We start from the raw sequence: 12,306 nt of genomic DNA on the forward strand, positions 1-12,306 counted from the left end.
CTACAACTTTACCCATCTCTTCGATTAACTACCAAGTTAATCTACAACTTTACCCATCTCTTCGATTAACTACCAAGTTAATCTACAACTTTACCCATCTCTTCGATTAACTACCAAGTTAATCTACAACTTATCCAATCTCTTCGATTAACTGCCGAGTTAATCTACAACTTTCGCCTTCTCTTCGATTAACGACCGAGTTAATCTACAACTTACACCATCTCTTCGATTAATTACCGAATTAATCTACAACTTATCCAATCTCTTAGATTAACTACCGAGTTAATCTACAACTTACAACATCTCTTCGATTAACTGCCGAGTTAATCTACAACTTACACCATCTCTTCGATTAACTACCAAGTTAATCTACAATTTAACCAATCTCTTCGATTAACGACTGAGTTAATCTACAACTTATCCAATCTCTTCGATTAACGACCGAGTTAATCTACAACTTACAACATCTCTTCGATTAACTACCGAGTTAATCTACAACTTACAACATCTCTTCGATTAACTACCGAGTTAATCTACAACTTACAACATCTCTTCGATTAACTACCGAGTTAATCTACAACTTTACCCATCTCTTCGATTAACTACCGAATTAATCTACAACTTACACTATCTCTTCGATTAATTACCGAGTTAATCTACAACTTAACCAATTTCTTCGATTAACTACCGAATTAATCGAAGACTTACCTCATCTTTTCAAAAATCGACTTAATATAAGCAGACTATATCTCATCTTTCCGATTAACTCCACATAAAAAAGCACTTCGTCATCTAGACGGAGTGCTTTCTATTCCTTCTTACTTCTCTTCTACTACTTTTTTGTTAGATCGTTTTTGTAATAACACGCCTAATACGCCAATAATGATTATGATTGCGATTACGCCTGCTAATCCTAAGAATTTTGCTATATATCCTACTACGATTCCTACTGCTAAGAAGTCAGTGTCTGAGAATGTAGTCGATGCTGCTCCTAGGTCTCCCATAAATGGTAGGAGTAATAATGGTAAGAATGTTACTAATATACCGTTTAATGCTGATCCTGCAATGGCTCCTTTTATTCCGCCTCTTGCATTACCGAATACGCCTGCTGTTGCTCCTAAGAAGAAGTGTGGTACAACGCCTGGTAATATTACGACGCCTCCTATAAGGAACATGATTAACATGCCTATAACTCCAGTGACGAAACTGACGAAAAATCCTATTAATACAGCATTTTGTGCGTAAGGGAATACAATCGGACAGTCTAATGCTGGTTTCGTATTTGGTACGAGTTTTTCTGAAATACCTTTAAATGCTGGTACGATTTCAGCTAAAATTAATCTCACACCTGTCAAAATGATAAATACCCCTGCTGCAAATGTTACACCTTGAATAACTGAGAATACTATAAAGTTAGTACCGTCACTTAATTCTGAATGTACGAAAGTTGGTCCTGCAAATAATGCAGCTATAATATAAAGTACGATCATTGTTAATGAAATACTTATTGTACTTTCTCTCAAGAAACTTAATCCTTTAGGAAACTTAATATCTTCTGTTGATTTTGATTTCCCAGAAAATAATTTACCAATTTCTCCTGCTGCCCAGTAACTTACTGTTCCAAAATGACCTATTGCTACTTGGTCTGATCCAGTGATTTTTTTCATTGTGGATTGTCCAAGTGCTGGTAATACTGCCATAATCAGTCCTAAAATAATTGACCCCATTATAACTGTCATTGTCCCTGTAATATTACCTACAGTTAACAGTATTGCTAGAAAAGCTGCCATGTAAAATGTGTGATGACCTGTTAAGAAAATATATTTTAAGTTTGTAAATCTTGCGATAAATATATTAACTAGCATCCCGAACATCATAATTAAAGCTGCTGTTGTTCCGTAATCTTTTAAAGCAATGGATATAATGGCTTCGTTATTTGGAACGACACCTTGTACACCAAATGCTTCTTGAAACATCTTCCCGAACGGTTCTAATGAATTTGTAACAACACCTGCTCCAGCACTTAATACAAGAAAGCCTAGAATTGTTTTAATTGTACCTGATGTAATATCTGCTGCTGATTTTTTCTGTACAATTAAACCAATCAATGCGATAAGTGCTACAAGTATAGCAGGTTGACTAAAAACATCTACAAAAAATCCTAATATTGAATTCATGATGCAGTCTCCCCTTTGTTTATAAAATGTTCAGTGCTTTTAATTTTTCTTCTAGTTTATTTTGTAATTCTTCTTTATCTAAAATGTTATCTAGCACAACAACTTCACCTAATCTTTGTGCATTTTCTTCTAAATCTCTACCACAGATAAAGACATCAGCCATATCAGGACTTGCTGACATTATGTCACTATGTTCAACTTTAACATCATCTGGAGCTTGTAAATTTTTCAATGCTTCCTGTGCATTCATTTCAACCATGAAACTACTTCCTAAACCGTGTCCACAAACTACTAAAATTTTCATATTAATCATTCTCCTTAAATATATTTATAATTTCTGATTTATTTTTTGCTAAAACAAGTGATTGAACTGTTTCTTTATCACTTAAAATTGTTGCTAGTTTTTTTAAAATTTCGAGATGCGCTTCGTTATCGATGGCACTTAATACAAATACTAATGACGCAAAATGACTATTGTCCGAAAAGTTAATGTGTTCATCTAGTTTAAGTAAACTTAATCCTACTTTATTTACATTCTCGTTAGGTCTTGCATGTGCAATCGCAATTTCAGGGGCAATTACAATGTAAGGTCCCATATCATGAACACTCTTAATCATTGAATCGACATAATCCTTATTAAAATAATCTTCCTGTAATAATGGTGCTGCAGCTATTTGGATACTTTCTTCCCAGTTAGCAACTTTATCTTTTAATTGTATATGTTCTTCTTTTATAATTTGGGTCAAATTTAGACACCCTCCTCATTTTGGTTCACCGTTTTGATGAGTTGCAATATTCTTTCTTTATTACCTTTAATCATTTCATTTCTATTTTCTTCATTCATAATGATTTGGCTTAACTGACCAAGTGCATTCAAATGTATTTGAGGTTGACTAGTAGCGAGTATAACCACGACTTTTACAGGATCAAATCGTTCATGTCCAAAGTCGATTCCATCTTCAAAATGAACAATGGACATACTTACTGGAACATTTACATTCTCAAAATTTGAATGCAATAATGCGATATTTGGTCCAATCACCATATAAGGCCCAAATTTATCTAGGTGGTCAACAATTTCATCACCATATTGTTTATTTACGTGGTCTGCATCTACTATAGTTTGTACACTTTTTTTGATTGCTTCATTTCTGCTCGTAGCTTTAATATGTGTTTGAATATGATGTTCAGGTATGACATCTTCTAAGCTAGGTCCAACCATTTTGAAACTAGAAATATATCTTTCTCTATAATCATTAATCATGTGATTGATTTTATTTCTATCTTCTTTATTTAAAAATGGTGAAACTTCGATAGTCGGTACTGAAAAGCCATCAACCGGTACAGTTGAAAGGATATAGTCTACTCCATGTGATTTTAGAAAACTTTCCGAAATATCATAAATTGAAAAAGCATCTAAGATTTCTAATTCTGGATAAATATTCTTAATACGACTTTTCAACAATTGTGAAGTCCCAACACCAGAACCACATAACAAGATGACTTTAATTTGAGTTGTTTCTTCGCTAGATAATCGTTCTATTGAAGAAGCAAAATGCAGTGCTAAATATGCAATTTCATCTTCATTAAACGTAACTTGATATCCTTCTTCTAATATCCAAACTTGTTTTTTAATCGCTTGTACTAAATCTTGATACTCTTTTAAGATTTCATTTTTCAATGGATTTGAATGTTCCATATTAAAAGTCATTCTATGGATGGCGGGTTGTAAATGTGTAACAAGACCCGTCAGCAATTTATGATCGTGAATAAGCGGAATACCTATTTGAGCACTGACTTTTTGAATGAACAAACTAGATAAATGAGATAAATTTTGTTGTGTTTCTTCTTGATGAAATTTATTTACCCTAGCACCTAATAAATGTAATGTAATAAATGCAGCTTCACTTTTAGGAAACTCAATATCAAATAATTTTTCTAACTCGGCAGTAATTTGAATTGCAATGTTAAACGCGTCCGTATTACTTAACCTCTCATACTCTTCATCAGGAATTTCAAAAACAAATTTCTTTTTCGCGCGATGAATTGCAATAATAATGTGATAAATCAATCCATCAATACCAACTTGAACTAATTGAAAATCTTGTTCACTTATTGTTGTAATGACAGCACGTCTTATTTTTTCAAGTTCATCTTTAGAAAAAATTTCAATTCCAATTTGAGCAGTAGATTTACGAAAATACTCATTCACCACGTTGGCATAAGCTTCTCTTAAATTCTTTTCATTACCTTCAATAACAAATCCTTTATTCTTTTTATATTCCAGAATAAGAGCATATTCTTCTAACCAAAGCTGTACAGACTTCAAATCATCTACAACCGTTCGGCGTGATACATTAAGAAGATCAGCTAAACTTTGAGAACTAATCGGACTTGAAGATTCAAATAAACTTAAGATAATCTGTTCTTTTCTTTCATTTTTAGAATAATGAATGTCCAATTCGACATTAGAATTTTCATTATAATTTTCTTTTTGTGATAATTTGACGCCCAAACTTTTATTTCTATCAACATCAACATTCAAATCATTTTTAAACGATTCAATAAACTCCAAATCATATTGAATCGTCCGTTCAGTAACTTGAAATAAAGATGCCAATTCAGAGATCATTACGAAGTCCTTCTCAGCTGATAAATATGACAATATATTTCTTTGACGTTTGCTAAGCAATCAAATAACCTCCTTGTTTATATTGTAAGCGTTTGCTTAAAGTTATAGATGTGTAATCTACTTCGTTTTATAATCCGAAACATTTCACATCAATGCAAATAATAAGAACTTTTAGAGTTGGGAGTGGACTTAATCTATGTCTCCAACCTCAAAAAAGCTGAGACAAGTAATTTGTCTCAGCATTTAAATATTTTATATAGTTGTTCATATTCAGTTCATATATTTGTATTAATATTTTATTTGTTAATAAAAACAATTAAAAGGAGAAACAATAATGAAAAGATTATTTTACAGTTCAGCAATTTACACGGCATTAGGATTATTAAGTGGACTATTCTATAGAGAAATGAGCAGAGCTAACGACTTCGAAGGTTACTCTCAATTAAATGTTACGCATACACATATGCTCGTATTAGGTACAATCATGTTTCTAGTATTCTTACTTATAGAGAAAAACTTTAGCCTAACAAGAAATCACAAACTATTTAACTGGTTCTTCATCACGTATCACGTAGGTCTACTATTAACAGTTGCTATGCAAATGACAAACGGAATTATGACATTAAAAGGTATAGAAGCTAGTCCAGCAATTGCAGGTATGTCAGGATTAGGACATATATTCTTATCAGTTGCATTCATCTTATTCTATGTACTATTAAATAAAAGCTATGAATTTAAAAAGCATTAAGAATCAATAAGAAGCAATAAGAAGCAGGATTCATAATTTAGATTGTGAATCGCACGATATCTTTGGAGTCTTCGTGCGTTATATACTTGCTTGATTTGAACTTAATAAGTTAAACGTACAAGCCTGGGACATATACCCCAGGCTTGTCATTATGTTAGGGACATAATTCCAAGTAATGTCCGTAAGAAGGGTCGTTAGGGAAATAATTCCAAGTAATGTCCGTAAGAGGTACTGTTAAGGACATAATTTTGAGTAATGTCCGTAAGAGGTGCTGTTAGGGACATAATTCCGAGTAATGTCCGCAAGAGGTGTCGTTAGGGACATAATTCTGAGTAATGTCCGCATGAGGTGGTGTCGCTAAGGAGCACTATTCGGAATTCTGCCAGTTAGCGCTTTCTAAGGAGCACTATTCAGAATTCTGCCAGTTAGAGCTTTCTAAGGAGCATTGTTCGGAATTCTTCCAGTTGGAACTTTCTAAGGAGCACTATTCAGAATTCTGCCAGTTAGAACTTTCTAAAGAGCATTATCCAGAATTCTGCCAGTTAGATCTTTCTAAAGAGCACTATACAGAATTCTGCCAGTTAGAACAACCTAAGGAGCACTATCCAGAATATTACAAGTTAGCGCACGACCTTATGCACGACCTATATACACCAAGCCCCCAATCAAGATCCACAACCAAGCCTATCCACAAACCACACATCGCCCACTTCCTCCACACTAAAAAGAGCCGAGACAATTAATTTGTCCCGGCCTCATATATTTATAGCTATGTTATGCATGTCCTCTATTAAATCTACGTGCATATTCTTTAAAAGTGATAAAGCATTTATTTTTTTCGTCATAAAGTTTATATTTTAAAGATTCGAAGCTATCTTTGATTGTAATTGTAGTTGCATGATGTAATGGTGGTGTCTTTTCATGTGCTTGTTCTAATTGATAGTTTGGTATTCTTGGGCTTAAGTGATGCACATGGTGGTAGCCGATATTACCAGTCATCCATTGTATAACTTTAGGCAATTTATAATAAGAGCTACCTTCTATAGCTGCTTTTACATAATCCCATTCAGATGACTCTTCAAAATAAGCATCTTCAAATGTATGTTGAATATAAAATAACCAAATTCCTAACATTCCAGCTATAAATAGCATTGGTAGGAATACTAGCATAAATGGAACGGCTCCAACTAAGAAGAACATACCAACATAGAATGTTAGTAATACGATATTATGAATCCAAGTATTACGTTTTTCTTTTGGTTTAGCATCTTTTGCGTTCATTCTATTAGAAATAAACAATAAGAATATAGGACCTAGTATAAACATTACAAACGGATGTCTATACATACGATATTTAAATTGAGTAAATTTCGAAGCATCATGATACTCTTCAATCGTCATAACCCAAATATCACCAATACCACGTTTTTCTAAATTACCACTACTCGTATGATGAATAATGTGTTCTCTACGCCATTTTTCATACGGGAAAAACGTCATAAGTCCAGTTATGTTACCTAATAAATCGTTATTCTTTTTCTTACTTAAAAATGATCCATGACAACAATCATGGAAGATAATGAATGTTCTAATTAAAAATCCCGAAGCCAAAATGCCACAAATCAACGACAATGACCAATGTAATTGATAACTTAAGAATCCTACTACTACAAGTGCTATTAACGGAATTAATGTATTTATTATTTGTATTGTACTTTTCTTTAGATTGTTATTTTCAAATGGCTTTACCATTTTTCGTAGCAACTTCTTCTTCTCTTTTTCGATAATTCTCCACGTCCTTTTATTCAATAAATATAGAAAAAAGAAACACCTGAATGAATCAAATACTTCCATCTCTAATACTTATGATATAGCATAACAAGACACTTTACAATTAATATCTATTTCAAAAAAGTTGAATTCAACCAAGAAATATTGTTTTATTTTAATAATAATTTATTACTTGGTCATAACACTTGATGTAAAGCCTGTTATTAAAGGATTTATGCTATAACTTTTTTATTGGTCGCGATGATTATATAAAAAAGTCTCAAAAAAAGACCGAAACAAATTAATTGTCTCAGCCTCTCACTTTTTCTATTTACCACATAATATCTTTTACTGTATCGTCGTTTAATGCTTTTACGATTTCTGCTACTAATTTTACTGCGTTTAAGTAGTCTTCTTTATGAAGAATCGATACGTTTGAGTGCATATAACGTAATGGTACGCCTATTGAGATTGTTGGTGTACCTTCGTTTGCAACGTGAATACTACCTGCGTCTGTTCCACCGCCTGTAATATTATCCCATTGTACGTCAATCCCTTTATCTTTTGCTACGTTTTTAATGAATTTTCTAAAGCCAACGTGACCAATATTCGTTCCATCCATTAATAATACAAGTGGACCTTCACCTAGTTTAGTTTCATGATCTTGACCTTTCATTCCAGGTGTATCATATGCAATTCCAACGTCTACTGCGATTGATAAGTCTGGTTTAATTTTATTTGCTGCTACTTTCGCACCACGTAAACCGACTTCTTCTTGTACTGTCGCACCTGATACTAAATTAATACCAAGTTCATCGTTTTTAAGTTTATTTAATACATCAACACTTAATGCACAACCAAAGCGATTATCAAATGCTTTTGCTGTTAAATAGTTGCTATCACCTAGCTCTTCAAACTCTGAATATGGCGTAACCATGTTACCTATTTCTACACCTAATTTTTCTACCGCTTCTTTACTACCAACACCTAAGTCAATAAACATTCCTTTCATATCTACCGGACTTTTACGTTCTTCTGGCGTTAATACATGTGGTGGTTTAGAGCCTATAATACCTCTTAATTCTTTACCGTCATCTGTAGTAACTGTAACTTTTTGAGAAAGCATTACTTGGTTCCACCAGCCACCGATCGGCGTAAATTTAATATAACCATCTTCATCGATACGTGTAACCATAAATCCAATTTCATCTAAATGTCCTGCGATTAAAATTGTTTTAGAACCATTTTTAGCATTCTTCTTCCCGAAAATGCCCCCTAAATTATCTTCTACAATTTCATCACTTACAGGTTCTAAGTATTCTCTCATCTTAGCTTTAACATTATACTCATATCCAGATATACCATTAATATCTGTGAGTGTTTTTAATAATTTTACTGAATCTGCCAATTTAAATCCCCCTTAAATGTAGTCAACACTTTTATAATATCACGTTCTTTATAAAATGTATCTTAGAAAGGATTGATTTAATTGATTTTTCAGTATTTTTATACATTATCATTCATCATTTAGACCTTTTCCGTCGAGAATATGATCAATATATTTTTCAACTCGACTCATACGAGTAGTTTCCCGCTTCGCTTGGCTAATATAGTAAATATATTGGCGTTGTCGTCCAGGCGTTAAATTATAGAATGCTTCTTTTAAATTTTTATTTTGATTTAATTGTTCTTGAAGTTCTACTGGCATTTCATATTGTTCTGTCTTTTTTAATTCAACTTTAGCTCCTGATTTTTCAAGTTCAATAGCTTCAACAACATAATCTTTAATCATCTCTCTTTGTTCTTTAATTTCTTCAACGTTAGTAAACCTTAATTGTCTAGCTGCTTGTACATTTTTTGTTTGTTGTATTAATAATTTATGAGGATCTTTTAATAATGTTCCTTTATGAAATAAAAGTGCACAATACTCTTTAAAGCCATGAATGAGCACCACATTCTTACCTTTTAATGTGTAACAAGGATGCATCCATTTATAATCTTCTTCTAGCTCACACTCACGAATAATTTCTCTTAGAAGTTCAAACTCTGCTTTCCATTTCTTCTCTCGTTGCATAAAAGCTTCAACTTTAGGATGTCTATCCATGTTCCCCACTCCTTTAATCTATAATTGTTTATTTAAGATTATAATACATTATGAAAATAAAAAAGAGGCAAGACCATTACGATGACCTACCTCTCACTCTTATTATTTATCTATTTTTAATAAATGATCCGTTTCATCCTGATAAATTTCATCATTCATTTCTTGCATTTTTTGTTCTACATTCGTAATTTCAATTGAGCATTCTTTCAATTTCTCTTGGTATTGCTCAGTTGAAACGTGTGTATTCTTATATCTTAGCTTATGTTCTAAACTCGCCCACATGTCCATACCTATCGTGCGAATTTGAATTTCAACAGGTATTACTTGCACACTTTCAGCTAAAAACACTGGAATAGATACAACTATATGCAAACTTTTATAACCATTTAATTTAGGATTCTCGATATAGTCTTTTCTTTTTAATAGTTTGACATCAGCTTGTCTCAGTAATAATTTTTCAATAGTATATACATCTTCAAGATAATTACAAACTACTCTCATCCCCGCTATATCTTGAATATTTTTCTTTGCCGAATCAGCATTTAAAGGGAACCCTTTACGTCCTAACTTTTTAATTAAACTCGGAAACTCTTTAACACGCTTTTCCATATGATGAATCGGATTATGCTTATAAGCAACTTGAAATTCATCATCTAAAATTTTCAATTTAGTACCAATTTCTTCTAAAGCAGCAGCGTAATTATGTTGTAATTCAATAAAATTAAAAAGTTCTTCTAAAGCTTGTTCAGATGATTGTGCATATTCAATTTCCCCTAGATTACTAGTGAATTCCTTCTTTAATTCCGCTAAATTGATAGTTGGCTTTCTCTCTATATACATAGATATTCTCCCTTATATTTTTAAATAAAAATATATAACTCTTGAATTAATTATATCACTTAGAAGATTTCTATTAAAGAACGATGGTATGGGAAAAACGGCTGAGTTAATCTACAACTTACGCTATCTCTTCGATTAACTACCGAGTTAATCTACAACTTACACCATATCTTCGATTAACTGCCGAGTTAATCTACAACTTTACCCATCTCTTCGATTAACTGCCGAGTTAATCTACAACTTACGCCATCTCTTCGATTAACTACCCAATTAATCTACAACTTACGCCATCTCTTCGATTAACTGCCGAGTTAATCTACAACTTTCACCATCTCTTCGATTAACTACCGAGTTAATCTACAACTTACACCATATCTTCGATTAACTAACGAATTAATCTACAACTTTGGCCATCTCTTCGATTAACTAACGAATTAATCTACAACTTACGCCATCTCTTCGATTAACTGCCGAGTTAATCTACAACTTACGCTATCTCTTCGATTAACTAATGAATTAATCTACAACTTTACCCATCTCTTCGATTAACTAACGAATTAATCTACAACTTTACCCATCTCTTCGATTAACTGCCGAGTTAATCTACAACTTACACCATCTCTTCGATTAACTCCTATCTCACTCCTCATCTTTACTTTCAAAACAGAAAGCTGAGACAAATTAATTTGTCTCAGCTTTTTCAAATCATTTCAGTTCTGGCCAATAGCCTTTGTTTGCTTCTATTAGATCGTCTAATATATCTTTTGCTACGGATGCACTTGGTACTGTTCGAGATAATGTGAGTGCTTGCCATAATTTCTGATAAGATTGCTCTTCATAAGCTTCAACAGTCAATTTTTCTACGCCTACTTGTTGTTCCATTAAACTTTTTTGGAATCTTGGTATTTCTCCTACAGATAATGGTTCTGGCCCTTCACTACCAACTAAACATGGTATTTCAACCATTGCTGTTGGCTCAAAGTTTGATATTGCGCCTTTATTTTCAACAATCATTAACATTCTTTCTTTTGTGTTAAATGCAATTGCTCTGGCTAAGTCTACGATATAAGATGCATGTTCATCTATTGTTAGCTCTGTTCCTTCTGCAGTCCCTTTTTCAATAATACTTTTACATTCTCCAAATACAAACTTTTCTCTTCCTGCCATTACTTCATTCGCTCTTGTATAGTCTTTGTTTGAATGTTCTACTACATAATCTGGGAAGAAGTAATATTTCAAATATGTGTTCGGTAATGTATCTTTATCTAATGCTTGAACGTCACGTGCTTTTTTAAATGTATCGTTCCAACTTGCTTCTTGTTCCATTTCACTGCCCGTATCAGTTGAGTACCCAAACTTTTCTACGTGTTTAATGATACTAGGCATCAAGTCTTTACCTGATTTATCTCTAATATCTGTCCACCAACCGAAGTGATTAAGCCCATAATATTTAACGACCATTTCTTTTCTAGATTCTAAACCAATATTTGTAGCCATTAATTCTTCAATTCCTATTGGCATATCACAAATATTTAATATTTTTGAATTTGGTCTTAGTTTTCTAGTTGCTTCTGCTACTATAGCAGCTGGATTTGAATAATTGAGCATCCAAGCTTCTGGAGAATACTTTTCCATATAATCAACAATTTCAAGCACCCCTGTTATTGAGCGCATACCGTATGACAAGCCTCCTGGTCCACATGTTTCTTGACCAACAACACCATGTTTTAGTGGTATTTTTTCATCTTGTTCTCTCATTGCATATTTACCTACACGGATATGTGCCATCACAAAATCTACATTTTCAAATGCTGTTTTAGGATCTGTACTTGCTAATAATTTAACACCTGGTGCTCTTTCATTTAAAAGTATTTCGCAAGCGTCAGCTATAGTTTGTTGTCTTTCTCCATCATTATCATAAAGTTTAATTGTATCAATTGGAAAATCTTCTAAATGATCTAATAACATTAATATAATACCTGGTGTAAATGTACTTCCGCCGCCTGCTACTGTAATATTAAATTTCTTCATTATT

Annotated in this window: 10 protein-coding genes; 1 reads left to right on the forward strand and 9 read right to left on the reverse strand. The window is 32.8% G+C overall.

Translation table 11 applies throughout. From position 1 onward, the window contains the following. Positions 1–818: 818 nt before the first annotated feature. From LQ668_RS04480 to LQ668_RS04495, 4 genes are read right to left on the reverse strand one after another with little or no spacing between them, the layout of a single operon-like run. Positions 819–2,177 carry a PTS ascorbate transporter subunit IIC gene (locus LQ668_RS04480; protein ID WP_078357914.1) on the reverse strand — a complete coding sequence of 453 codons (1,359 nt, stop codon included), beginning with the start codon at positions 2,175–2,177 and terminating at the stop codon, positions 819–821. A gap of 19 nt (positions 2,178–2,196) precedes the next feature. Beyond that, positions 2,197–2,481 (reverse strand): PTS sugar transporter subunit IIB, encoded by a 285-nt coding sequence (locus tag LQ668_RS04485; protein WP_078357913.1) that lies wholly within the window; start codon positions 2,479–2,481, stop codon positions 2,197–2,199. Between the two features lies 1 nt (position 2,482). Further along, entirely contained in the window at positions 2,483–2,923 is a 441-nt protein-coding gene (locus tag LQ668_RS04490; RefSeq protein ID WP_107509199.1) for a PTS sugar transporter subunit IIA, read from the reverse strand. A 2-nt stretch (positions 2,924–2,925) separates the two neighbouring features. Continuing rightward, a complete protein-coding gene (locus tag LQ668_RS04495) occupies positions 2,926–4,869 on the reverse strand; it encodes a BglG family transcription antiterminator (RefSeq protein WP_239775913.1) in 1,944 nt (647 codons plus the stop codon). Between the two features lie 274 nt (positions 4,870–5,143). On the opposite strand from LQ668_RS04495, the gene LQ668_RS04500 reads away from it, so the two are divergent. Further along, positions 5,144–5,557 carry a DUF2871 domain-containing protein gene (locus LQ668_RS04500; RefSeq protein WP_119634133.1) on the forward strand — a complete coding sequence of 138 codons (414 nt, stop codon included), beginning with the start codon at positions 5,144–5,146 and terminating at the stop codon, positions 5,555–5,557. Positions 5,558–6,331: 774 nt separating this feature from the next. On the opposite strand, the gene desA is transcribed toward LQ668_RS04500, so the two are convergent. The 5 genes from desA to LQ668_RS04525 form a co-directional block, all read right to left on the reverse strand. Continuing rightward, complete coding sequence (gene desA / locus LQ668_RS04505; protein ID WP_239775914.1) at positions 6,332–7,309, reverse strand: Delta(5) desaturase DesA; 978 nt, start codon at positions 7,307–7,309, stop codon at positions 6,332–6,334. A gap of 349 nt (positions 7,310–7,658) precedes the next feature. Continuing rightward, positions 7,659–8,735, reverse strand: a complete 1,077-nt coding sequence (locus LQ668_RS04510; RefSeq protein WP_107509198.1) for a M42 family metallopeptidase — start codon at positions 8,733–8,735, stop codon at positions 7,659–7,661. A 108-nt stretch (positions 8,736–8,843) separates the two neighbouring features. Beyond that, positions 8,844–9,431, reverse strand: coding sequence for a YdeI/OmpD-associated family protein (locus LQ668_RS04515; RefSeq protein ID WP_078358515.1), 588 nt, complete (start codon positions 9,429–9,431; stop codon positions 8,844–8,846). Between the two features lie 102 nt (positions 9,432–9,533). After that, positions 9,534–10,271, reverse strand: a complete 738-nt coding sequence (locus tag LQ668_RS04520) for a GTP pyrophosphokinase (RefSeq protein WP_107509196.1) — start codon at positions 10,269–10,271, stop codon at positions 9,534–9,536. A gap of 705 nt (positions 10,272–10,976) precedes the next feature. Further along, positions 10,977–12,302 carry a 6-phospho-alpha-glucosidase gene (locus LQ668_RS04525; RefSeq protein WP_107509195.1) on the reverse strand — a complete coding sequence of 442 codons (1,326 nt, stop codon included), beginning with the start codon at positions 12,300–12,302 and terminating at the stop codon, positions 10,977–10,979. Between the last annotated feature and the right edge of the window lie 4 nt (positions 12,303–12,306).

The organism is Mammaliicoccus sp. K-M42 (genome assembly GCF_022386375.1).
GTDB lineage: Bacteria > Bacillota > Bacilli > Staphylococcales > Staphylococcaceae > Mammaliicoccus > Mammaliicoccus fleurettii.

Excerpts from the sequence above, each read along its gene's own strand:
- LQ668_RS04480 (WP_078357914.1), bottom strand. The coding sequence starts at position 2,177 with ATGAATTCAATATTAGGATTTTTTGTAGATGTTTTTAGTCAACCTGCT.
- LQ668_RS04485 (WP_078357913.1), bottom strand. The coding sequence starts at position 2,481 with ATGAAAATTTTAGTAGTTTGTGGACACGGTTTAGGAAGTAGTTTCATG.
- LQ668_RS04500 (WP_119634133.1), top strand. The coding sequence starts at position 5,144 with ATGAAAAGATTATTTTACAGTTCAGCAATTTACACGGCATTAGGATTA.
- desA (WP_239775914.1), bottom strand. The coding sequence starts at position 7,309 with ATGGTAAAGCCATTTGAAAATAACAATCTAAAGAAAAGTACAATACAA.
- LQ668_RS04515 (WP_078358515.1), bottom strand. The coding sequence starts at position 9,431 with ATGGATAGACATCCTAAAGTTGAAGCTTTTATGCAACGAGAGAAGAAA.
- LQ668_RS04520 (WP_107509196.1), bottom strand. The coding sequence starts at position 10,271 with ATGTATATAGAGAGAAAGCCAACTATCAATTTAGCGGAATTAAAGAAG.
- LQ668_RS04525 (WP_107509195.1), bottom strand. The coding sequence starts at position 12,302 with ATGAAGAAATTTAATATTACAGTAGCAGGCGGCGGAAGTACATTTACA.